The sequence below is a fragment of the Streptomyces sp. TM32 genome (genome assembly GCF_004122755.1).
Lineage (GTDB): Bacteria > Actinomycetota > Actinomycetes > Streptomycetales > Streptomycetaceae > Streptomyces > Streptomyces sioyaensis.
Window position 1 is genome coordinate 11,292 of the sequence record NZ_SDIG01000010.1, and the last position, 23,333, is coordinate 34,624.

The window sequence follows — 23,333 nt, forward strand, 5'->3', positions numbered from 1 at the left end:
CCACGGGAAAGAAGCCCGTCAGAGCTTTTGGGCTCTGACGGGCTTCTTTCCTTTGCCCGGTCTCAGACGGGCGACGCGGCGGCGGACGGGGCATGCGCACCGCACTCCGGGCACGGATCGACGGCCCGGCCCGCCTCATCCGCCCGGGCCCCGGCGGTGTCGGATCCGGAACCCACCGCCACCGGTTCCGCGGGGCGGCGGTCCGGGGTCGCGCAGACAATCGCGGAACCGATCATCGCCAGCGCGAAACTCCACAGACCCATCGTGAGAATGATCGAGCCGTGCAGCACGATGTCCAGGACCATGCCGACCTTGCGCCGGCGGCCCGAGGACAGCAGGCACACTCCGATCGCGATTTCGATCAGCAGCGCGCCCCACGTCAGGGAAACCACGACCAGCGGACTCTTGGACATCCACAGCAGGACACCGTCCCAGGGCCGGCTCACACCGAACATGCCGTCACGCAGGAAGTAGTACTCGGCCGTTCCATTGGCCCAGTCGGCCACACCGAATTTGCTGAGGGCACTGTCCAGGTAGAGATAGGCGATCTGCACCCGGATGGCCAGAAAAGCGGCCAGCGAAACCGTACGCCACGACGGCGCCAGAGCGGAGTCGGGCCGTTGCCAGTGCCAGGTGCGGCCGTCCGCCAGCCCGATCGGAATCATCAGGAAACACATGATCATGCCGACCGACTCACCGCCGTCGGGCACCGAAATGCCGACCGCGACGGAATACGCAGCCCAGGCGTGCGGGATCACGGTCCACCGCGGCCGATAACCACTGGCGGCCACCAGCAGCACCACGATCAGCAGCCACCGCCGGGGCTCCGCACCCACCGCATCGCCGCCGAGACACAGCGCGGAAGCGGCGCGAACGGTATCGCAGCGCGGGAACTCCCCCATCCCGACGACGGGGACGAGCAGGGCCTTGAGGGGAGTCAGCAGGAGAACACTCAGTTGGGCCACGGCGATGACGCTGCGTCCGACACCGAACCACCGGGAGCGGAGATCGTGCCGTGCGGTGTGCTCGGCAAGCCGGCCGGCGAGGGAATGGACAGCGGGCATTATCTGCATCGGACATCCAGATGTACGATCTTGACAACTCGCCTGGAATACGGGACCAGTTCCCGATAGCTCCAGGGCACGGTCTTCTCCTGGGTGAGATAGGCGTCACCGCACACCGTCGGCACCGGGCTCTCGTTCTTCACCCGCCAGGCTCTGCCGCCGGACGACTCCCGCAGACAGTCGGCGAGGCGACCGTCGCAGGCCTTCCAGCGCGCCGCCGCAGCCGCATTGAGATACCCCAGCTCCGGCCCCTGGGCCCGTTGCGTACGGGACAGGCCGAACAGGTTCGACGGGGCGCCCTGCGGTGTGCGCATCAGACTCCGCCCCGCACCATCCGCCCCCAGGGCATAAGCACCTATCTGCGTGGTCTCGGGATCACGGGTGAAGAAGGCCCAGTTCTCCGGCGTCAGAATGTTCAGGGCGTGCCTGGCACCGCCTTTGGACTGACGGCTGCTCAGCGCGTTGCTCGGCAAGGTGTAGAAGAGGGACGCGGCAAGGTAGCCGAAGAGACACAGGCAGGCTCCGGCGAACAGGACCAGTTGACGTAGCGAAGCATTCCGTCCTTCCGCTGGTTTCACGGGGTGTGTGGTGGGCTTATTGGCCATGCGCGCGCGACCTCGGCTGCGTGTGGTCCGATGGATCAGCGGGGTGTGCCGGCCGCGGCGTCACCACGGCCGACCCACCCGTCATTCCTGCTGCTCGGCGAGCCGGTCGCCTACAGGCTCCGAGCCACGTCCGAGACCATGGTGTCGGCGTCCAGGCTGTTGGGCCGGCTCATGTCGAAGCCGTAGCTCACCGCGGACGGGACCACCACCAGGGCGATGGCAACCTCGGTCGCGCCGGCCACATTCGCGTATCCGATGGCGTTGATGGCACCGATCACGTTGATCTCGATCAGGCCGTTGACGTCGTGCCACCACCAGCCGTTGGTGCGGGCCGTGTCCGTGGTGGCCGCCGCCTTCTGCTGCGCGATGTACTTCTTCACGTCATCGTTGAGCCGGAGCATTCCCTGCTTGGCCTGGAACGGGTCGTTGATCTGGACCGGAACCGTCACCTTCTCGTGGAAGGCGGAGTCGATCCGCTTGAGTACCTTGGTGAATTCGGCTATCTGGGCCGCCGTCACCTTGTCCGCCCCGTCCGTGCGCCGGGCCCTGATCTGCTTGGCCAGGGCGGGGTGGTCGTGAGCGGCCCTGCCCTTGGCGAAGATGAGCAGGCCGACGATGTCCTCGTCGGAGTACTTGATGTGGTGCTTCGCGGTGCCGGCGGAAGCGGCCACGGTCTGCGCCGCCGGGGCGGCTGCCACCGCCGGCGGGGCGGCCACGGCCGACGCGCCACAGGCCACGATTCCGGCCAGTGCCGCTGCCGAAGTGGCGAGTACGGCAGTTCTGTGGAAATGCATGGATCACCTTCACAAGTGGGTTGGTGGTGGGGGTGTTCGGTCATGCCGGAGCACACGACGGAAGGCCCGCTGTCTGCTTGGCATGGGAATGAGGGCACCCGTCGCTTGCCGCACATGACCGGCCGCGCGGGGCGCCGTGGGGCGCGGCGATCCGCCGCACCGGCGGTGGGCCGATGGGTGACTGGAGAGAGAGTTGGGTGCGGCTCAGTCGAGGTGCCGGCGCTCCTCGCGCACCGCGGCACGGGCGGCCGCGGTGGACGAGAGGGCGATGACGGCATCTGCGCTGCCGCTGGTCACGACGATCACCACGTAGACCCAGGACGGGCCACCGAGGAAAGCGTTGACCAACGACGCGACGGCTGCGACGCCGAGCACCGGAATCAGGCGCACGTATTTCCGCTGGGCCGCATACTGCCCGGCACGCCAGGCCACGTCGCTGCTCCGGGTTTCCTTGCTGCGCATTCCAGCAAAGGAATTCTTGCGCAGTGTGCCTTTTCGACTCTTGCCGGCGATGACCCCAACAATGACGGCGGCGGCGGCGAAAATCCCGCTCAGAAAAATACCCGCCATGGACTGGCCGGTCATCGACACATCATGCGGTCCGTGGACCGGATTCCTCTTACGTGAAGCTCAGGCACCGAAACGTCTCCCCCGTGAGTACACAGCTTCCGGCGCTACGTGGTCCCCCGCCGGCCGGCCCTGCGGCCACTGTTTCTACGGGCGTAGCAACTGCGGTTCATCGTGGCACCGTCGCTCGCGGCAATCAACGGCAATCCGGGAGCCTTGACGCCGTCCCCACGGCCGCAGATCCTCCGGTTCACTCCCGGCAATGCGTCCGACATCCGGGAAGGCGGTCGCCGGGCGCATTCCCTTTGCCACCCCATAAAATCTGCCATGGCAATTCCTTGGCATTTCCTTGGTGATCCGGGAACCATCGGCCGGCCGGCGACCAGCGCGGCCGGCGGCCGGGGTCACTTCACCGGCGACGGGTCCCGGTCCGCCGCCGCCGCGAACGCCCCCAGGGCGAGCCGCTTGAGCAGGGACTCGGTGGCCGCACGGGGCAGCAGGCCGGCACGCGCGCTGAGGTGCGGGGTGGAGTTGAGCAGCCCGAAGACCGCGTGGACCGCGGACCGGGCCTCGACCTCCGCGCACACGGGATAGACCTCCCGCACGACCTCCACCCACAGCTCCACGTACTGCCGCTGGAGCTGGCGGACCCGCTTGCGGTCGGCCTCGCGCAGCCGGTCCAGCTCGCGGTCGTGCAGGGTGATCAGCGGGCGGTCGTCCAGCGCGAAGTCGATGTGGCCGTCGATCAGTGCGCGCAGCACCGCCTCGGGGGTCTCGCCGCCCTCCGCGACCCGCATCCGCCCGCCGTCGAGCAGCCGCTCGCTGATGCCGACCAGCAGCTCGGCCAGCATCGCGTCCTTGCCGGCGAAGTGCCGGTAGAGACCGGGGCCCGAGATGCCCACGGCCGCCCCTATTTCGTCCACGCCGACGCCGTGAAAACCGCGCTCCGCGAAGAGCCGGGCCGCCTCCCTGAGGATCTGCTCACGGCGGCTGATCGGGGCGGGGGCCTGCGCATTACTCATGCCGTCGATTGTAGACAGCCGGGTTAGTGCTCGTTAACCTGAAGGGGGAGTGGTTAACGCCCATTAACCCGGCCATCAACCCGAATGGCCCGGCATCCGCGGACCGCGGCGACGGGACAGCGACCGAGCAAGGGGGCTCGTACTGATGGAGCAGGCACCGGTGCTGGGGAGTACCGCCGATCCGGCGTCCGACTCCTGGCGTGCCAACGAGGCCGCGCACCGCGAGCTGGCCGACCGGCTGCGCGAGAAGCTCGCGGCGGCCCGGCTGGGCGGCGGCGAGAAGGCCAGGGCGCGGCACACCGCGCGCGGCAAGCTGCTGCCGCGGGACCGGGTGGACGCCCTGCTGGACCCCGGCTCGCCGTTCCTGGAGCTGGCGCCGCTGGCCGCGGAGGGCATGTACGGCGGGGCCGCGCCGGCCGCGGGCGTGATCGCCGGCATCGGCCGGGTCTCCGGCCGCGAGACGGTGATCGTCGCCAATGACGCCACGGTCAAGGGCGGCACGTACTACCCGATGACGGTCAAGAAGCACCTGCGGGCGCAGGAGATCGCCCTGGAGAACCGCCTGCCCTGTCTGTATCTCGTGGACTCCGGCGGCGCCTTCCTGCCGATGCAGGACGAGGTCTTCCCCGACCGGGAGCACTTCGGGCGGATCTTCTACAACCAGGCGCGGATGTCGGGGGCGGGTATCCCGCAGATCGCCGCCGTCCTCGGTTCCTGCACGGCGGGCGGTGCGTACGTCCCCGCCATGAGCGACGAGGCCGTGATCGTCCGCAACCAGGGCACGATCTTCCTGGGCGGGCCGCCGCTGGTGAAGGCCGCCACCGGCGAGGTGGTCACCGCCGAGGAGCTGGGCGGCGGCGAGGTGCACGCCAGGACCTCCGGCGTCACCGACCATCTCGCCGAGGACGACGCCCATGCGCTGCGCCTGGTGCGCACCATCGTCTCCACCCTGGGCGAGCGCGCGCCGCTGCCGTGGACGGTGCGGACCGTCGAGGAGCCCAAGGCCGATCCGGCCGGGCTCTACGGCATGGTGCCCGCGGACTCCCGTACGCCCTATGACGTGCGCGAGGTGATCGCCCGCCTCGTGGACGGTTCGCGCTTCGCGGAGTTCAAGGCGGAGTACGGCACGACGCTGGTCACCGGCTTCGCCCACCTCCACGGCCACCCGGTCGGCATCGTCGCCAACAACGGCATCCTGTTCTCCGAATCCGCCCAGAAGGGCGCCCACTTCATCGAGCTGTGCGACCAGCGCGGCATCCCGCTGCTGTTCCTCCAGAACATCTCCGGCTTCATGGTCGGCCGCTCGTACGAGGCCGGCGGGATCGCCAAGCACGGCGCGAAGATGGTGACGGCGGTGGCCTGCACCCGCGTCCCGAAGCTGACGGTCGTCATCGGCGGCTCGTACGGGGCGGGCAACTACTCCATGTGCGGCCGGGCCTATTCGCCGCGCTTCCTGTGGATGTGGCCGAACGCCAAGATCTCGGTGATGGGCGGCGAACAGGCCGCCTCCGTCCTCGCGACCGTCAAGCGCGACCAGCTGGAGGCGCACGGCGAGGAGTGGAGCGCCGAGGAGGAGGACGCCTTCAAGGCGCCCGTCCGCGCGCAGTACGAGTCCCAGGGCAACGCCTACTACGCGACCGCGCGGCTGTGGGACGACGGCGTCATCGACCCGCTGGAGACCCGGCAGGTGCTGGGCCTGGCGCTGACCGCGTGCGCCAATGCACCGCTCCCCGAAAAGGACAGCACCGCGCCCGGCTACGGCGTCTTCCGGATGTGAGAGGGATGTCCCCAGGTATGGCCACCAATTTCGACACCGTGCTCATCGCCAACCGCGGCGAGATCGCGGTCCGTGTCATCCGCACCCTGCGCGCCCTCGGCATCCGCTCGGTCGCCGTCTTCAGCGACGCGGACGCCGGGGCCCGGCACGTCCGCGAGGCCGACACGGCCGTACGGATCGGCCCGGCCCCGGCCGCCGAGAGCTATCTGTCCGTGGAGGCGCTGCTGGCGGCGGCCGCCCGCACCGGTGCCCAGGCGGTCCACCCCGGCTACGGCTTCCTCGCCGAGAACGCCGCCTTCGCCCGTGCCTGTGCGGACGCCGGGCTGGTCTTCATCGGCCCGCCCGCCGAGGCCATCGAGCTGATGGGCGACAAGATCTGCGCCAAGGAGACGGTGCGTACGGCCGGTGTCCCGGTCGTCCCCGGCTCCTCGGGCAGCGGCCTGGACGACGGGCAACTGGCCGCCGCGGCCCGGGAGATCGGCATGCCGGTGCTGCTCAAGCCGTCCGCGGGCGGCGGCGGCAAGGGCATGCGGCTGGTCCGCGAGGAGACGCTGCTGGCCGACGAGATCGCTTCCGCCCGCCGCGAGGCCCGCTCCTCCTTCGGCGACGACACCCTGCTCGTCGAGCGCTGGATCGACCGGCCCCGGCACATCGAGATCCAGGTCCTGGCCGACGGCCACGGCAACGTCCTCCACCTCGGCGAGCGCGAGTGCTCCCTCCAGCGCCGCCACCAGAAGGTCATCGAGGAGGCCCCCTCGGTGCTGCTGGACGAGGCCACCCGCGCCGCGATGGGCGAGGCGGCCGTCCAGGCGGCCCGCTCCTGCGGCTACCGCGGCGCCGGCACCGTCGAGTTCATCGTCCCGGGCAAGGACCCCGCCTCGTACTTCTTCATGGAGATGAACACCCGTCTCCAGGTGGAGCACCCGGTCACCGAACTCGTCACCGGCCTCGATCTGGTGGAGTGGCAGCTGCGGGTGGCGGCCGGCGAGCATCTCCCCTGCGCCCAGGAGGACATCACCCTGACCGGGCACGCCATCGAGGCGCGGATCTGCGCCGAGGACCCCGCCCGCGACTTCCTGCCGACCGGCGGCACGGTGCTGGCGCTGCGCGAGCCGCAAGGTGGAGGGGTCCGCACGGACTCCGGGCTCTCGGAGGGCGGGGAGGTCGGCAGCCGCTACGACCCGATGCTGTCCAAGGTCATCGCCCATGGCCCGGACCGGGCGACCGCACTGCGCCGGCTGCGGGCCGCACTGGCCGACACCGTCACCCTCGGCGTGACGACCAACGCCGGTTTCCTGCGCCGGCTGCTGGCCCACCCGGACGTGGTCTCCGGCGAACTGGACACCGGCCTGGTGGAGCGGGAGGCGGCCGGGCTGGTCGACGGCGCGGTGCCGGACGAGGTGTACGCGGCGGCCGCGGCGGTACGGCAGGCCGCGCTGGAGCCGCCGGCGGACGGCGGCTGGCGCGACCCGTTCGCCATGCCCAGCGGCTTCCGGCTCGGCGGCGAGCCCGCCCCCGTCCGCCACTGGCTGCGGGTACCGGGCCACGACCCCGTCGCCCGTGACGTCCGGCCGGACGCGCAGGACGCGCAGGTCACCGCGGACCGGGTACGGGTCACCGTCGACGGCGTGGTGCACAGCTTCCACCGCGCCGGCGACTGGCTCGGCAGGGACGGCGACTCCTGGCAGGTGACCGACCACGACCCGGTGGCGGCCGCGCTGCGCGGGGCCGCCGGGGCGCACGGCGCGGACACCCTGGCGGCCCCGATGCCGGGCACCGTCACCGTCGTCAAGGTCGCCGTCGGCGACGACGTGGCCGCGGGCCAGGGCCTGCTGGTCGTGGAGGCGATGAAGATGGAACACGTCATCTCCGCACCGCACGCCGGACGGGTCACCGAACTGGACGTCACCGCGGGGTCGACCGTCGCCATGGACCAGATCCTGGCCGTGGTCGCCCCGCACGAGGACCCCGACGAGGCCGCCGCGTCCGCCGGCGCCCCCGAGGGCGGGCAGGAGAGCGCCTCATGACCGCGACCGGACTGCCGATGGAGGTTGCCGCGGAGGGGCTGCCCACCCGCGTACGGATCCATGAGGTCGGCGCGCGCGACGGGCTGCAGAACGAGCAGACCGTCGTTCCGACGGAGATCAAGGCGGAGTTCATCCACCGCCTCGCCGCGGCGGGTCTGCCGCTCGTCGAGGCCACCAGCTTCGTCCATCCCAAGTGGGTGCCCCAACTCGCCGACGCGGAGCAGCTGTTCCCCCAGCTGAGCGACCTCGATCCGCACCGGCTGCCCGTCCTGGTGCCCAACGAACGCGGTCTGGACCGTGCGCTCGCCCTGGGCGCCCGCCGGATCGCGGTGTTCGGCAGCGCCACCGAGTCGTTCGCCCAGGCCAACCTCAACCGCACGGTCGACGAGGCCCTGGCGATGTTCGCGCCGGTCGTGGCGCGCGCCAAGGACGCCGGGGTGCATGTCCGCGGCTACCTCTCGATGTGCTTCGGCGACCCCTGGGAGGGCCCGGTGCCCGTGGCACAGACCGTCCGGGTCTGCCGGGAGCTGCTGGACCTGGGCTGTGACGAGCTGAGCCTGGGCGACACCATCGGCGTGGCCACCCCCGGTCATGTACAGCATCTGCTCGCCGCCCTCAACGAGGCCGGGGTGCCCACCTCCCGCCTGGGCGTCCACTTCCACGACACCTACGGGCAGGCCCTCGCCAACACCTTCGCCGCGCTCCAGCACGGCGTGACCACCATCGACGCCTCGGCGGGCGGCCTCGGCGGCTGCCCGTATGCCAAGAGCGCCACCGGAAACCTCGCCACCGAAGACCTCGTGTGGATGCTGCACGGCCTCGGCATCGAGACCGGGGTCGACCTGGACCGCCTGACCGCCACCAGCGTGTGGATGGCCAAGGCCCTGGGCCGGCCGAGCCCCTCCCGTACCCTCCGTGCCCTCTCCCACAAGGAGTGACCCTCATGTCCCTGGACCACCGTCTGCCCGCCGAGCTGGAAGAACTCCGGCGCACGGTCGAGGCGTTCGCGCACGACGTCATCGCCCCGAAGATCGGCGAGTATTACGAGCAGCATGCGTTCCCGTACGAGATCGTGCAGGAGATGGGCCGGATGGGCCTGTTCGGCCTGCCGTTCCCCGAGGAGTACGGCGGGATGGGCGGCGACTACCTCGCGCTCGGCATCGCCCTGGAGGAGTTGGCCCGGGTCGACTCCTCGGTGGCCATCACCCTGGAGGCCGGCGTCTCTCTGGGCGCCATGCCGATCTACCACTTCGGCACGGAGGAGCAGAAGCGCGCGTGGCTGCCCAAGCTGTGCAGCGGTGAGGTGCTCGGCGCCTTCGGCCTCACCGAGCCGGACGGCGGCTCGGACGCCGGCGCGACCCGTACCACCGCAGTACGGGACGGCGGGGACTGGGTGATCAACGGCAGCAAGTGCTTCATCACCAACTCCGGTACGGACATCACCGGTCTGGTCACGGTCACCGCCGTCACCGGCCGCAAGGCCGACGGCTCCCCGCTGATCTCCTCGATCATCGTGCCGTCCGGCACCCCGGGCTTCACGGTCGGCGCCCCGTACTCCAAGGTCGGCTGGAGCGCCTCCGACACCCGGGAGCTGTCCTTCTCCGACGTACGGGTCCCGGCCGCCAACCTCCTGGGCGAGGAGGGCCGCGGCTACGCCCAGTTCCTGCGCATCCTCGACGAGGGCCGGATCGCCATCGCGGCGCTGGCCACCGGCCTGGCACAGGGGTGTGTGGACGAGTCGGTGCGCTACGCCAAGGAGCGGCAGGCCTTCGGCCGGCCGATCGGCGGCAACCAGGCGATCCAGTTCAAGCTCGCCGACATGGAGATGCGCGCCCACACCTCCCGGCTGTCCTGGCGCCATGCCGCCTCCCGGCTGGTGCACGGCGAGCCGTTCAAGAAGGAGGCCGCGCTCGCCAAGCTCTACTCGTCCGAGATCGCGGTGGACAACGCCCGCGAGGCCACCCAGATCCACGGCGGGTACGGCTTCATGAACGAGTACCCGGTCGCCCGGATGTGGCGGGACGCCAAGATCCTGGAGATCGGCGAGGGCACCAGCGAGGTCCAGCGGATGCTGATCGCCCGGGAGCTGGGGCTCTGACGCCGGACCGGCCGGGCGTCCGCGGACGCCCGGCCGGCGGGCTCACTTCCCGGGCCAGGGCACGTCCGGGGAGCGGTAGTAGTTGATGCCCAGGGCGTCCCAGCGCGGCCCCTGGGCGGCCAGCCGCACCTTGTAGCCGTCCCAGTCGTGGCTGTCCGCCGGGGACCAACCCAGCTCGGCGATGCCCGGCAGCCGCGGGAAGGCCATGTACTCGATGTGCGCGGTGGTGGAGAGGGTCTCGGACCACAGGGGTGCCTCGACGCCGAGGACGGAATCGGCGGGCGCGCCGTCGAGATAGCGGCCCGGGTCCCAGTCGTAGGCGCGCTTGACGTCGACATAGCCGGCCCAGGACAGGCCCAGCGGCGTGTTCCGGTCGTACTTCATGTCGAGGTAGGCGCGGTCGGCCGGCGAGAGGATCAGCCGGGTGCCGTTCCTGGCGGCGTCGGCGACCTGGTTGCGCTCCGCCGTGCCGGTCTTGTCATAGCCCCAGTACTGGGCGACGGCGCCCTTGACCGGGTGCGCTCCGGTCAGCTGGTGCCAGCCGACCACGGTCTTGCCGTACTTGGCGACGACCGGCTGCACCTTGTCCATGAAGGTCACGTAGTCCGCATGGCTGGTGGAGTGTGCCTCGTCGCCGCCGATGTGGAGGTACCTGCCGGGCGTCAGGGCCGCCAGCTCGCGGATGACGTCGTCCACGAAGTCGTAGGTCACCTGCTTCGGCACGCACAGCGAGCTGAAGCCGACCTTGGTGCCGGTGTAGAGCGGCGGGGCCTGGCCGTTGCAGTTGAGCTCCGCGTAGGAGGCGAGCGCGGCGTTGGTGTGGCCGGGCATGTCGATCTCGGGGACGACGGTCAGATAGCGGTCGGCGGCATAGCGGACGATCTCGCGGTAGTCGTCCTTGGTGTAGTAGCCGCCGCGGCCCCCACCGACCTGGGTGGAGCCGCCGTAGGTCGCCAGCCGCGGCCAGGACTTGACCGCGATCCGCCAGCCCTGGTCGTCCGAGAGGTGCAGATGCAGCTTGTTGATCTTGTACATGGCGAGCTGGTCGATGTAGCGCTTGACCTGCGCGACGGTGAAGAAGTGCCGGGAGACGTCGAGCATCGCCCCGCGGTAGGCGTAGCGCGGCGCGTCGGTGATGGTGCCGCCGGCGATCCGCCAGGGCTCGCGCCGCGCGCCCCGCCCGCCGTCGACGGGCAGCAGCTGGCGCAGCGTCTGGACGCCGTGGAAGAGGCCGGCCGGGCGGGCGGCGCTGAGGGTGACCGTACGGCCGGCGGAGGTCAGCCGGTAGCCCTCGGCACCCAGGCCCCCGGTGCCGCTGCCGCCGAGCCGCAGCACGATGCCGTCCCGGCCCTCCTTGGTGGTCACCGGGAAGGCGAAGCCGGTGGCGGGCCGCAGCAGCCCCGCCAGCCGGCCGGCGATCTTCCGGGCCTCGCCGGAGCCGCCCGGGACGCGGATCGGGGTGTGCGCACCGAGGGTGACGGCGTCCCCTCCGGCGCGCACGGACGCGGGAGCGGGGATGACCTGGTCCAGGGGGGTGGCGGCCCGGGCGGTGGCTCCGGTGGCGCCCTGCGGGGGTACGGCGGCGGTTCCCAGCCCCGCCGCGGCGACCAGCAGCAGGGAGAACAGCAGTCTGCGTCGTCTCATCGACGATCCCTTCGGCAACGTCGTGCATGGCATCGTGCATGGCATGGAGCGACCGAACGGTGACCATGCGTACCGTGACCCTCTGATCCGGTCAAGGTTCAGACCAGTTTCCGGCCGCCAAACCGGGGATGTGCCCGATAGCGGGCAGATTTCTTGCGATTCCTCGCGCCGCCAAGCAATATCGACGGGTGCTCGAACGCCGTAACCGCAGCGCAGAGGCGCCGCACGAAGACCTGGTGGACCACCTGGTGCGCAGCACGCCGCTGCAGCGCGGTGAGGCCGCCCGGGTGGTGCTGGACGTGCTCGCGTACTTCGACGAGACGACGGAGGAATTCGTCCGCCGCCGCCATCGGGAGCTGCAGTCCCAGGGACTGCGCAACGAGGAGATCTTCGAGCGGATCCGCCACGAGATGCCGCACCGCGCCGTGGCCCCGCCCGCTCTCTCGGCCCGCCAGCTGCGCCGCCTCGTCTACGGCTGACGCCCCCGCCACGGGCGCCGGGCACGACCATTGCCACACCATTTTCTCGGAGGGTCACTGTATGTGCGGGATCGTCGGCTACATCGGCAAACGTGATGTCGCTCCGCTGCTCCTGGAGGGCCTGCAGCGCCTGGAGTACCGCGGCTACGACTCGGCGGGCATCGCCATCCACGCCAAGGGCACCGGCAAGGCCGCGGGCGGCCTGAAGACCGCCAAGGCCAAGGGCCGGGTTCGCGAGCTGGAGTCCCGCCTGCCGAAGCGCTTCGCGGGCCACACCGGCATCGCGCACACCCGCTGGGCCACCCACGGCGCGCCGACCGACGAGAACGCCCACCCGCACCTGGACACCGAGGGCAAGGTCGCGGTCGTCCACAACGGCATCATCGACAACGCCGCCGAACTGCGCGCCAAGCTCCTCGCCGACGGCATCACCTTCGCCTCCGAGACCGACACCGAGGTCCTCGCCCACCTCATCGCCCGTTCCGACGCCGAAAAGCTGGAGGAGCGGGTCCGCGAGGCCCTGCGGCACATCGAGGGCACCTACGGCATCGCCGTCCTCCACGCCGACTTCCCCGACCGGATCGTGGTCGCCCGCAACGGCTCCCCGGTCGTCCTCGGCATCGGCGAGCACGAGATGTTCGTCTCCTCGGACGTCGCCGCGCTGGTCTCGCACACCCGCCAGGTCGTCACCCTCGACGACGGCGAGATGGCCACTCTCAAGGCCGACGACTACCGCACGTACACCACCGAGGGCTCGCGGACGACGGCGACGCCGGAGACCGTCGAGTACGCGGCCGAGTCGTACGACATGGGCGGCCACGACACCTACATGCACAAGGAGATCTCCGAGCAGGCGGACGCGGTGGACCGCGCGCTGCGCGGCCGGATCGACGACCGCTTCTCCACCGTGCACCTCGGCGGCCTGAACCTCGACGCCCGCGAGGCGCGCGGGGTGCGCCGGGTCAAGATCCTGGGCTGCGGCACCTCGTACCACGCGGGCCAGATCGGCGCCCAGATGATCGAGGAGCTGGCCCGCATCCCCTCGGACGCCGAGCCGGCCTCCGAGTTCCGCTACCGCAACCCTGTCGTCGACCCCGACACCCTCTACGTCGCGGTCTCCCAGTCCGGCGAGACCTACGACGTCCTGGCGGCCGTCCAGGAGCTCAAGCGCAAGGGCGCGCGGGTGCTGGGCCTGGTGAACGTGGTCGGCTCGGCGATCGCCCGGGAGACCGACGGCGGCATCTACGTCCACGCGGGCCCCGAGGTCTGCGTCGTCTCCACCAAGTGCTTCACCAACATGGTGGTCTCCTTCGCGCTGCTCGCCCTGCACCTGGGCCGGATCCGTGACCTCTCGGTCGCGGACGGCAAGCGGATCATCGAGGGCCTGCGCAAGCTGCCCGGCCAGATCGACGAGATCCTCAAGGGCGAGGAAGAGATCAAGAAGCTGTCGGCCGCCTACGCGGACGCCAAGTCGATGATGTTCATCGGCCGGGTACGCGGCTACCCCGTGGCCCGTGAGGCCTCCCTGAAGCTCAAGGAGGTCTCCTACATCCACGCCGAGGCCTACCCGGCCTCGGAGCTCAAGCACGGCCCGCTGGCCCTCATCGAGCCCGCCATGCCCACCGTGGCGATCGTCCCGGACGACGACCTGCTGGAGAAGAACCGCGCCGCCCTGGAGGAGATCAAGGCCCGCAGCGGCCGCATCCTGGCCGTCGCGCACCAGGAGCAGGAGAAGGCCGACCACACCATCGTCGTCCCCAAGAACGAGCCCGAGCTGGACCCGATCCTGATGGGCATCCCGCTCCAACTCCTCGCCTACCACACGGCATTGGCCCTCGGCCGCGACATCGACAAGCCCCGGAACCTGGCCAAGTCCGTCACGGTCGAATAACCCACCCGAGGCCTCCCGCCCAGCGGCTCCGTGCGCGCCACCTTGCGCACGGAGCCGCCGCCTCCCCTGCGCCGGCGTCGCCCATACGCCGGCAGGATGCCGCCACTCCGGGAACCGTCACCACCCGGGCGGCAGCACGCAGTTGCCGTGTGCGCGGCCGCCGGGCCCGTCACGCGGCGCGCCCACGTGACCGTTTTCTACCCCTCACAAGCGCACAATCCACCTCCCACAGGCCGGCGAAATGCGCCTGCGCACAATCCCCATGACGCCCGATCAGGCGTTTAGGTCCGCCGGGTGATTGATCGGTGCTGTGGCGGGGCGTGCTGCATGAAGGCGCTGTGCCGGTGGGACTGTGGGGTCGGCAGGTGCGGGGAAGTGCTCGGCGGCGCGGTTCCCGGCGGTCTCGGCCCGTGTGCAGGGCCGCTCGCACCGCCGGATGTCTCGCGGGTAGGGCTGACGGATCGGAGGGCCCTGGTGGGCGCAGAGGCGTGGTCGGCAGGAAGTGGACGCGGTGACCGGGGCGGGAGCGGATCCCGCAGGAGCTTTCTGCGGTCCTCGGCAGGGGCCGCTCTTGCCTTGGAAGGGCTGGTGGGCTCGGCCGCCCGGGCCTGGGCCAGGGAAGCGGACGGTCCGCCCCGGCATGTGCTGGTGCGCAGGGACGTCAAGGACCTGACGCGCAAGGAGAAGGGCGAGTACGTCGAGGCAGTGCACCGACTGAAGCGGATGCCGTCGCCGTACTCCGCGCGCCTGAGCTACTACGACGAGATCACCAGCTGGCATCTCCAGGTCCACCGGTGCGGTCTGTATGGCCACATGTCACCGGTGTTCCTGCCCTGGCACCGGGCCCTCATGCTCCTCTTCGAGGCCGGCCTTGCCCGAGCGGCAGGCAAGCCGATCGCCGTCCCCTACTGGGACTGGACGGACCAGTCGTCGACCGACGCGGTGCTGGCCGACGACTTCATGGGGCCGTACGGCGCGCCGCAGGACGACTACGCGGTGCTGTCGGGGCCGTTCCGCCGCGGATCGTGGGAACTGACGGTCCACGGCCCGCCGTCGGACGACCCGGCGCAGTTCCGGTACCTGGTCCGGGCCCCGGGGACGGCCTCGATCGCCCCGGACCTGCCCACCGCGGCCGACATGCGGACGGCCCTGTCCCGGCCGGTGTACGACCTCCCGCCGTGGGACCTGTCCTCCGACCCTGAGCAGAGCTTCCGGCAATACTGGGAGGGGTGGATCGGCTTCGAAGGCCACGGCGTGTGCGTCGACGACATCATGCAGCCCACCACCGGGGGCGACGTGTCCAAGATCTCGGTCGCCAACCACAACCGCGTCCACTTCTACGTCGGCGGCATGTTCACGCCCAGCAGCGCCGTCACAGTCCACGGCGAGGGCTACCTGGCCTCGCAGCTCGGACTGACCGGGGCCGTCTACGGCACGATCGTCCCGGCGTCCGCGCCCAACGACCCCCTCTTCTGGCATCTGCACTCGAACGTCGACCGCATCTGGGCCCAATGGCAGGAGAAGCACCCCGACGGCTACCGGCCGGTCTCCGGCGGACCGCGCCCGCAGAACCTCGACGACCGGTTCGACGTACTCGCCCCCTACAGCAGGTACAAGACCATCAGGAGCGTGCAGGACATCCGTGCCCTCGGCTACCGCTACGCATGACCGCCGGAAGGCCTCCCATACGGCTCCCCACTGCTGGCTACGGCCGGGGGAATTGGCACCTGGCCGTAGCTTCGGGGGCACCGGGCCGAGTCACGCGCGGCCGGCATCTCGCAGCTCAGCGCCTACTCCGTCGGTCTTCCCGCGCGTACTGCCGAATCCCCGTCAGGGATGCGCCAGGGGTCGTCAGAGATCCGTCAGGGGATCACGATGACCGGGCGCTGCGCCCGGCGGGCCAGCCGCCCGGCGACCGAGCCGAAGATCCGGCCGACCAGGCCGTGCGTGGAGCCGACCACGATCGCGTCGGCCTCGTACTCCTGGCCGACCTCTTCCAGCTCGTGACAGATGTCACCGCCGCGCTCGACGAGGATCCAGGGGACCTCGGAGAGATGATCGGCACAGGCCAGCTCCAGGCCGAGGACTTCGGTGCGGTGATCCGGTACGTCCACGAAGACCGGGGGCTCACAGCCCGCCCAGACGGTCGTCGGCAGCCGGTTGGCCACATGGACGATGATCAACCCGGAGCCGAGGCGCCGGGCCATACCGATTGCATACGCCAATGCCCGCTCGCTCGACATGGAGCCGTCGAAGCCGACCACGACGCCATGACGGAACGCAGGGTCGCAGGAGTGGCGCGTCTTTTCCGCCGCTTCGAGGTCCGCCATCGGATCGGCGACCTGCTTGCGGTCCGCGGGTTCGGGGATTTCGTGACCGGCCATGGATGTCTCGGCGAGGGCGTCCTCTTGCGGAGGGGCGAACGGGGAACAGCGATTGACTTGATCCGGCAGTTGACTGAGCTGGCTCGATCGAGGTCCGGGAGCCATAGTTCAAAGAGGAACAATACGACTGGGAATCATCTTCCCAACCCGATACCCCAAGAGTACGGCGCCACTCCCCCGCTGCCCAGAGCACGCCGGGGACGCGAAGCGCCCACGCGAGCCGGGTGGGGCCTCGAACGTTCCCCGGAGCATGCCGGAGCGTGGCGCGGATGGCAATGCCCCGGCCTGCCCCCGTACGTACCCTCTGACGGTGACCCATGATCGTCGGCGGCGTTGTATCCAGCAGCCCGTCCGAGGGGAGCACATGGTGCCGTTGCCGTCCGACAGATCACCCGACCCGGTGAGCGATGTGGTGCGCTGGGGCGCGTTCAGCTGCGCCCTGGTGCCCTTCGTTTTGATCCTCAGCGGTGCCTCCTGGGCCGGCGCGGTCGGCGCGGCCGCCGGCCTGGGCGCGGTGACCTGCGTCTGTCGCGCACTGTTGCGGCAATCCGAACGGGCCGCCGCGCGGGTCCGGGTGCGCGACTTCGGAAGACACCGGGACAGAACGGGACGTCCGGGTCCGGCAGCGCACGGGGGCGGGCGCCATTCCGGAGGGCGTACGCCGGTCAACTGAGGCCTCCGCAAGTCCGCGCGCGACCGTTTTCAGCCAACTTCCGGCCGAGGTCCATACCTTCTCCTGAGCCCCTCTCAACCCTGGTGTGAGCAGGGAGGAAAGGACCGCTGGGCATGGTTGTGCCCTACTGCGAACGGGCAGAGCCGAGACGCGTACTTCCCATGGAGGCCCGACGAGTGGAACGCTTCGTGATCGAATGCTTCGCGCCAAGTTGCCATATCGACATACCAGCGGGTGGTGAACTTGGCACTCCATCCTCACGGAACACAGTAGATTCGATCTTGGTAGTAACGGCGGGGGAACTGTGCAGGACCGAGAGGGCGAGACGACCGAGGGGGGCTTAAGTGCCATGAGCCAGGACTCCGCTGCCGTACCAGATGCCGCACGCAAGCTCGCCGCCCGACGACGCCGCGAAATAGTCGCGGTGCTCCTCTTCAGCGGCGGCCCCATTTTCGAGAGCTCCATTCCGCTCTCGGTCTTCGGCATCGACCGCCAGGACGCAGGCGTGCCGCGGTACCGGCTACTTGTGTGCGCGGGCGAAGATGCGCCTTTGCGCACGACCGGGGGGCTCGAACTGTCGGCCCCCTACGGGCTGGAGGCGATCTCCCGTGCCGGGACTGTCGTCGTACCGGCCTGGCGTTCCATCACCCAGGCCCCGCCGCCCGCCGCGCTCGACGCGCTGCGCCGCGCGCATGAAGAAGGGGCCAGAATCGTCGGGCTGTGCACGGGGGCGTTCGTCCTCGCCGCGGCCGGACTCCTCGACGGCCGGCCGGCCACGACCCACTGGATGTACGCGCCGACGCTCGCCAAGCGTTATCCGTCCGTCCATGTGGACCCCCGCGAGCTCTTCGTCGACGACGGCGATGTGCTCACCTCCGCGGGAACGGCGGCAGGCATCGACCTGTGTCTGCACATCGTGCGCACCGACCACGGCGCGGACGCCGCGAACGCGCTGGCCCGCCGGCTCGTCGTGCCGCCCCGCCGGACCGCGTCCGACATGGGGCACCAGCGCTACCTCGACAGGTCATTACCTGAAGAGATCGGCGCCGACCCGCTCGCCGAGGTCGTCGCCTGGGCGCTGGAGCACCTCCACGAGCAGTTCGACGTGGAGACGCTCGCGGCGCGCGCGTACATGAGCCGGCGCACCTTCGACCGGCGCTTCCGCTCCCTGACCGGAAGCGCTCCGCTCCAGTGGTTGATCACCCAGCGGGTCCTGCAGGCCCAGCGGCTGCTGGAGACCTCCGACTACTCGGTGGACGAGGTCGCGGGGCGCTGCGGTTTCCGCTCGCCGGTGGCGCTGCGTGGCCATTTCCGGCGGCAGCTGGGCGCCTCACCCGCGGCCTACCGTGCGGCCTACCGCGCGCGCCGGCCGCACGGGGCACCCGAGCCCGCGCTCAGGCCGGAGCGGGCCGACCGCGCCGAGCGGCCGGAGCGCGAGCGGGCGGCGCTGGGTGCGAGCGGCGGGGACCGGTTCTCCGCCGCCGCGCTGGCCGGCCACGGTCTGGCGACCGCGGAACCGGGCGAGGCGGGCAAACCGCAGCCGGAGGGCTATGCCTCCCGGCTGGCGGAGGCCGCCGTCGGGCGAGGACCGGCCCGCCCCGTGCTGCCCGGACAGCGCGAGCGCCCCGTAGGGTGAGATGTATGAACGATCGCATGGTGTGGATCGACTGCGAGATGACCGGACTCTCGCTGGCGAATGACGCGCTCATCGAGGTGGCCGCCCTGGTCACCGACTCCGAGCTGAATGTGCTGGGCGACGGGGTGGATGTGGTGATCCGCCCTCCCGCCGAGTCGCTCGGCACCATGCCGGAGGTGGTGCGCCAGATGCACACCGCCTCCGGGCTGCTGGAGGAGCTGGACTGCGGGACGACGCTGGAGGCGGCCGAGGCGCAGGTGCTTGCGTACATCAAGCAGCATGTGCCGGAGCCGGGGAAGGCGCCGCTGTGCGGCAACTCCGTCGGCACCGACCGCGGCTTCCTGCTGCGCGACATGCCGACGCTGGAAAGCTATCTGCATTACCGGATCGTCGACGTCTCGTCCGTGAAGGAACTGGCCCGGCGCTGGTTCCCGCGGGCGTACTTCAACAGTCCGGACAAGAACGGCAACCACCGGGCGCTGGCGGACATCCGCGAATCCATCGCGGAGCTGCGCTACTACCGCGAGGCGGTCTTCGTACCGCAGCCCGGACCCGACTCGGACACCGCGAAGGCCATCGCCGCCAAGCACGTCCTTCCTGCTGAGCCGCAGTCCACGCCACAGTGAGCCGTGGGGGTGCGTGTCGTGTGGTTCCTTGCGGGTCCGCCGTGACCCGCACGACACGCCCTCGGTCCCGGGACGCAAAACCTGGGCGCGAGCACCCCTCGGGACCCTGTACACTTTTTCTCAGCCGGTGGGGAAAAAGAACCACACAGCACCGGTCATGGTGGGTATAGCTCAGCTGGTAGAGCACCTGGTTGTGGTCCAGGATGTCGCGGGTTCAAGTCCCGTTACTCACCCCACTTCAAGGCCCCCGACCTCAGGTCGGGGGCCTTGGCGTTTGTCGGCCCGAGGGCAAGGGGCCGGAGGACGGGTCGAGAGCGTCGCCGGTGGTCACCGTGGGGTTCGGGCGGGTGAGGGTGATCTTCGCGGGGGGGGCGCGGTGGAGGCCCCCCGGGCGGTACGGCCGCCGACGGCGCGATGCGTCCCCGAATGGACAGTCCGGGCATAGCGGACACGAGGATCTTCCCGGGGCGGCAGACAGGCACACCGCCCCGTCGTCTTCCGTGCGGCGGAGCGGTGCAGTGCGGGGCCGTCCGGGCCGGTGGGCCGCTCTAAGGACGCAGCGGCGGGGCGCGGCGGGAGGGGGGGGCCGCCGCGCCCCGCCGTGGGGGGGGGCGGTCCGGGCCGGCGCCCGGGCCGCCGGGGGGGGGGTCAGCCGGTGTAGGCCCCGAAGGCCTTGGTGAAGTCCAGCGGCTGCTGGTCGATGGAGCTGCAGGTCGGCTGCGCCGAGGGGGCCGGGCCGCCCGGGCAGGGCCGGTCGCGGGTCGAGGACCACATCGACAGGCCGCCCAGGTGCTTGGCCTTGGCGAACGCCACCAGCTGCTTGGCGTCGTCGAGCCGGAAGACCTCCTGCTGGACGTCGTTGACGCCGATCATCGGAGTCACGGCCACGGTCTTCCAGGCGGCCGCGTCGCGCAGCCCGAGCGCCTTCTTGAGCTGGCCCTGGGTGGCGGTGGCGGCCTGGGTGGCGTAGGTGCCCATGTCGCCGCTGTAGGAAGCGCCGTAGTCCATCGCCATGATGTTGACGGCGGAGATCTTGACGCCGTTCTTCTTGGCGTCGGCGACCAGGTTCACCCCGTCCTGCGTCAGGCCCTCGGGCATGACCGGCAGGGTGAAGGAGACGTCCAGGCCGGGGTGGGTCTTCTGGAGCTGGGCGATGGCCTGGGCGCGGCGGGTGTTGGCGGCGGCGTCGGGCAGGGCGCCGCCCTCGATGTCGAAGTCGGCCTTGGTGAGCTTGAACTGGTCGATGACCTTGCCGTACGCGGCGGCCAACTGGTCCGCGGAGCCGCAGACCAGGGCGAGTTCGGAACCGGTGGCGCCGCCGAAGGAGACCCGGGCGTCGCCGCCGGCCTTGCGCAGCGCGGGTATCTGCTGGGCCACCGCGTCGTTGCCGAGCTCGCCGGAGCCGCCCCACTTGGGGTCGCAACCGCCGCCGGAGGTGATGAAGGCGAGGGTGAAGTTCTTCACCCCGGTCTTCCGCACGGTGCCGGGCAGATCGTAGGCGGGGGTCAGCGAGGTGTCGACATACGGGGCGAAGCCGGCGGCGGCCTTGGCGGTGGCGCCGGCGGTCCGCGGGGCCTTGGCGGCCATGGCGCCGCCGGCGACGGCGACGGCACCGCCCGCCGCGACCACGGCGGCGGCGCCGATCACGATCAGCTGGGTGGTGCGGCTCTTGCGCCGGCGGTGTGCCGAGGAAGTCATCTCGTGCCTGCCTGTCGTCACGTGGGGGGTGGGGTGGGGGTGCACCGTGGTGCGTCCCGCACGCTAGCGCCAGGGAAACGGACAAATGTCGGTAATGGTGCGGAGGTTGGGGGACTTATGACCGCCTTAAGGAAGCGGAAGGGGGTGGTTAAGAGCCAGGGGCACATGCCCCGGCCGGATGCCCGGCACCTGCCCCGCCGGGCGGGCGGTCAGGAGCCGGAGCGCGCGGCCCGCCGACGGCGGCCGAGGGTGCGGCGCAGCCGGTGCCCGCGCCGTCCGCCCTGGCGGGCGCGCCGGTCGTCCAGGGCCAGCCAGACCCGCACCTCGGTGCCGCCGAGGACGGAACGGCCCAGGCGGACATCGCCGCCGGTGGATTCGGCCAGCCGCCGCACGATGTCCAGGCCGAGGCCGGTGGAGCCCTCCCCGCCTCCGCCGTGGCCGCGGCGCAGCGCGGCGTCCGGGTCGGCGATGCCCGGGCCGGCGTCCGAGACCAGCACGATCACCGCCTCGTCCGCGTTGTGGACGTCGACCGCGAAGGCGGTGCCCTCGGGGGTGTGCCGGAAGACGTTGCCGAGCATCGCGTCCAGGGCGGCGGCGAGTTCGGGGCGGGCGACCGGGACCCGTACGGGGCGGTCGGCACCGGCGATGCGCACGGTGCGGCCCTCGTCCTCGGCGAGCGCGGACCAGAAGCCCATCCGCTCACGGATCACCTCGGCCGCGTCACAACCGGCCGCGGTGGCTGTCTGCTGGGTCTGGGCCTTCTGCTCGCGGACGGTGCGGATGATCTGGTCGACCTCCCGTTCCAGCTGGGCGACGGCGGCCCGGGTCTGCTCGGCGGCCGGGGTGTCGCCGAGCGAGGCGGCGTTGAGCCGGAGCACGGTCAGCGGGGTGCGCAGCCGGTGCGAGAGGTCGGCGGCCAGCTCGCGTTCGTTGGCCAGGAGTTGGACGACCTGGTCGGCCATGGAGTTGAAGGCGCTGGCGGCCAGCCGTAGTTCCGTGGGCCCGTCCTCCTGGACGCGTACGCCGAGCTTGCCCCGGCCGAGGTCATGAGCGGCGCCGGCCAGCCGCTGCGCGGGGCGCACCATGCGGGTGCCGAGCCGGTCGGCGACCGCGACCGAGCCGATGACCAGCGCCAGGCCGACGCCGGCCAGCACCACCCAGGAGGTGGTGACGCCGTTGGTGAGGGCCGCGTCGGGGACGAAGACCTCCACGACCGCGATCCCGGAGGCAACGGCGGTCGGCTGCAGGAGCGCGGAGCCGCCGCGGACCGGGGAGATGGAGGCCCGGCCGAGCTTCACGGCGGCTGCCACGTCCGCCTCCGCCGCGCGCCGGGCGCCGATCTCGGCGGGCCTGCCGTTCCGGCCGCTCGCCGGCACATGGACGCCGATCCGGCCGCCGGGGCCGGTCTCGGCGCTGGCGACGGCCCGTTCGAGCTGGGTGCGGTCGGTGGTGATGGCGAGGACCGGACCGATCGTGGCGGCCTGCCGCTCGGCGTTGGAGTACGCGCGGTCGCGGGCCAGTTCCTTGACGACGAGGCCGAGGGGGACGGCGAACGCGACCACGACCATGGTGGTGACCGCCAGCGCCACCTTGACCAGGGCCCATCTCACCGCGGCGGCTCCAGCTTCACGCCGACGCCGCGCAGGGTGTGCAGGTACCGGGGCCGCGCCGCGGTCTCCCCCAGCTTGCGGCGCAGCCAGGACAGATGGACGTCGATGGTCTGGTCGTCGCCGTAGGACTGCTGCCAGACCTCGGCGAGGAGTTCCTTGCGGGCGACGACGACACCGGGCCGCTCGGCGAGGAAGGCCAGCAGATCGAATTCCCGGCGGGTCAAGTCGAGTGCGGTGCCGTCGAGTTCGGCCTGCCGGCGCAGCGGGTCGATGGACAGGCCGCCGACCCGGATCACCCGTGAGGGCGGTTCCGCGCCGGAGGCGGTGACCCGGGAGCGGCGCAGGACGGCCGCCATCCGCGCCGAGAGGTGCTCGACGGAGAACGGCTTGGTGAGATAGTCGTCGGCGCCGTCGTTGAGCAGCCGGACGATCTCGGCCTCGTCGTCCCGGGCTGTGGCGATGATCACGGGCACATCGGTGATCCCGCGCAGCATCTTCAGCGCCTCGCCGCCGTCCAGATCGGGCAGGCCGAGGTCGAGGACGACCACGTCGAAGCCGACCTGTGCCACCTCGCGCAGCGCCTCCAGAGCGGTGCCGACGCTGCGCACCGTATGGGCGGCCTCGGTCAGATGCCGGATCAACGCCGAGCGTACGAACTGGTCGTCCTCGACCACGAGCACACGTGCCATGGGCGGCACCGTACGCCATTCGGGGCCGGTTCCCCGCCGGGTGTTGACA

19 protein-coding genes and 1 tRNA gene are annotated in these 23,333 nt (G+C 71.0%); 10 read left to right on the forward strand and 10 right to left on the reverse strand.

What is annotated here, in order from left to right:
- Positions 1–62: 62 nt before the first annotated feature.
- The 5 genes from EST92_RS04315 to EST92_RS04335 all read right to left on the reverse strand — a co-directional run bounded on the left by EST92_RS04315 (position 63) and on the right by EST92_RS04335 (position 4,052).
- Positions 63–1,064 (reverse strand): sporulation-delaying protein SdpB family protein, encoded by a 1,002-nt coding sequence (locus tag EST92_RS04315; protein WP_161981696.1) that lies wholly within the window; start codon positions 1,062–1,064, stop codon positions 63–65.
- Positions 1,064–1,669, reverse strand: coding sequence for an SdpA family antimicrobial peptide system protein (locus EST92_RS04320; protein ID WP_129279601.1), 606 nt, complete (start codon positions 1,667–1,669; stop codon positions 1,064–1,066). Before EST92_RS04320 ends, EST92_RS04315 begins: the two co-directional genes overlap by 1 nt.
- 110 nt (positions 1,670–1,779) lie before the next feature.
- Positions 1,780–2,463 carry a hypothetical protein gene (locus tag EST92_RS04325; protein WP_129279602.1) on the reverse strand — a complete coding sequence of 228 codons (684 nt, stop codon included), beginning with the start codon at positions 2,461–2,463 and terminating at the stop codon, positions 1,780–1,782.
- Positions 2,464–2,667: 204 nt separating this feature from the next.
- Entirely contained in the window at positions 2,668–3,048 is a 381-nt protein-coding gene (locus EST92_RS04330) for an SdpI family protein (protein ID WP_129279603.1), read from the reverse strand.
- Between the two features lie 386 nt (positions 3,049–3,434).
- On the reverse strand, positions 3,435–4,052 hold the full coding sequence (locus tag EST92_RS04335) for a TetR/AcrR family transcriptional regulator (RefSeq protein WP_129279604.1): 618 nt from the start codon (positions 4,050–4,052) through the stop codon (positions 3,435–3,437).
- Between the two features lie 145 nt (positions 4,053–4,197).
- Between EST92_RS04335 and EST92_RS04340 the strand changes: the two genes are divergently transcribed.
- Genes EST92_RS04340 through EST92_RS04355 form a run of 4 tightly spaced genes read left to right on the forward strand, consistent with a single transcriptional unit; the run spans position 4,198 to position 9,954 of the window.
- Entirely contained in the window at positions 4,198–5,829 is a 1,632-nt protein-coding gene (locus tag EST92_RS04340; protein WP_129279605.1) for a carboxyl transferase domain-containing protein, read from the forward strand.
- Between the two features lie 17 nt (positions 5,830–5,846).
- Positions 5,847–7,856: a biotin carboxylase N-terminal domain-containing protein gene (locus EST92_RS04345; protein ID WP_129279606.1), complete on the forward strand. Its 2,010-nt coding sequence runs from the start codon at positions 5,847–5,849 to the stop codon at positions 7,854–7,856.
- Complete coding sequence (locus tag EST92_RS04350) at positions 7,853–8,794, forward strand: hydroxymethylglutaryl-CoA lyase (RefSeq protein WP_129279607.1); 942 nt, start codon at positions 7,853–7,855, stop codon at positions 8,792–8,794. The genes EST92_RS04345 and EST92_RS04350 overlap by 4 nt, the downstream gene beginning before the upstream one ends.
- Before the next feature lie 5 nt (positions 8,795–8,799).
- The gene (locus EST92_RS04355) at positions 8,800–9,954 is read left to right on the forward strand and encodes an acyl-CoA dehydrogenase family protein (protein WP_174243918.1); all 1,155 of its coding nucleotides are present in this window, start codon (positions 8,800–8,802) and stop codon (positions 9,952–9,954) included.
- A 42-nt stretch (positions 9,955–9,996) separates the two neighbouring features.
- On the opposite strand, the gene EST92_RS04360 is transcribed toward EST92_RS04355, so the two are convergent.
- Complete coding sequence (locus EST92_RS04360) at positions 9,997–11,598, reverse strand: beta-N-acetylhexosaminidase (protein ID WP_129279608.1); 1,602 nt, start codon at positions 11,596–11,598, stop codon at positions 9,997–9,999.
- Between the two features lie 188 nt (positions 11,599–11,786).
- Between EST92_RS04360 and EST92_RS04365 the strand changes: the two genes are divergently transcribed.
- The 3 genes from EST92_RS04365 to EST92_RS04375 all read left to right on the forward strand — a co-directional run bounded on the left by EST92_RS04365 (position 11,787) and on the right by EST92_RS04375 (position 15,636).
- Positions 11,787–12,077, forward strand: a complete 291-nt coding sequence (locus tag EST92_RS04365; protein ID WP_129279609.1) for a hypothetical protein — start codon at positions 11,787–11,789, stop codon at positions 12,075–12,077.
- Between the two features lie 61 nt (positions 12,078–12,138).
- Positions 12,139–13,968, forward strand: a complete 1,830-nt coding sequence (gene glmS, locus EST92_RS04370; RefSeq protein WP_129279610.1) for a glutamine--fructose-6-phosphate transaminase (isomerizing) — start codon at positions 12,139–12,141, stop codon at positions 13,966–13,968.
- A 576-nt stretch (positions 13,969–14,544) separates the two neighbouring features.
- The gene (locus EST92_RS04375; protein ID WP_161981697.1) at positions 14,545–15,636 is read left to right on the forward strand and encodes a tyrosinase family protein; all 1,092 of its coding nucleotides are present in this window, start codon (positions 14,545–14,547) and stop codon (positions 15,634–15,636) included.
- A 194-nt stretch (positions 15,637–15,830) separates the two neighbouring features.
- Here EST92_RS04375 and EST92_RS04380 read toward each other — a convergent pair whose 3' ends face one another.
- A complete protein-coding gene (locus tag EST92_RS04380) occupies positions 15,831–16,352 on the reverse strand; it encodes a universal stress protein (protein ID WP_006605445.1) in 522 nt (173 codons plus the stop codon).
- A 1,022-nt stretch (positions 16,353–17,374) separates the two neighbouring features.
- Here EST92_RS04380 and EST92_RS04390 point away from each other — a divergent pair.
- The 3 genes from EST92_RS04390 (at position 17,375) to EST92_RS04400 (ending at position 19,523) form a co-directional block, all read left to right on the forward strand.
- Complete coding sequence (locus EST92_RS04390; RefSeq protein ID WP_129244692.1) at positions 17,375–18,661, forward strand: helix-turn-helix domain-containing protein; 1,287 nt, start codon at positions 17,375–17,377, stop codon at positions 18,659–18,661.
- A 5-nt stretch (positions 18,662–18,666) separates the two neighbouring features.
- Complete coding sequence (gene orn, locus EST92_RS04395; protein ID WP_129279612.1) at positions 18,667–19,287, forward strand: oligoribonuclease; 621 nt, start codon at positions 18,667–18,669, stop codon at positions 19,285–19,287.
- Positions 19,288–19,447: 160 nt separating this feature from the next.
- Positions 19,448–19,523, forward strand: a tRNA-His gene (locus EST92_RS04400).
- Between the two features lie 412 nt (positions 19,524–19,935).
- Here EST92_RS04400 and EST92_RS04405 read toward each other — a convergent pair.
- The 3 genes from EST92_RS04405 to EST92_RS04415 form a co-directional block, all read right to left on the reverse strand.
- Positions 19,936–20,985 carry a chitinase gene (locus EST92_RS04405; RefSeq protein WP_174243920.1) on the reverse strand — a complete coding sequence of 350 codons (1,050 nt, stop codon included), beginning with the start codon at positions 20,983–20,985 and terminating at the stop codon, positions 19,936–19,938.
- A 209-nt stretch (positions 20,986–21,194) separates the two neighbouring features.
- Positions 21,195–22,595 carry a HAMP domain-containing sensor histidine kinase gene (locus EST92_RS04410; RefSeq protein ID WP_129279613.1) on the reverse strand — a complete coding sequence of 467 codons (1,401 nt, stop codon included), beginning with the start codon at positions 22,593–22,595 and terminating at the stop codon, positions 21,195–21,197.
- A complete protein-coding gene (locus EST92_RS04415; protein ID WP_129279614.1) occupies positions 22,592–23,284 on the reverse strand; it encodes a response regulator transcription factor in 693 nt (230 codons plus the stop codon). The genes EST92_RS04410 and EST92_RS04415 overlap by 4 nt, the downstream gene beginning before the upstream one ends.
- Positions 23,285–23,333 lie beyond the last annotated feature (49 nt).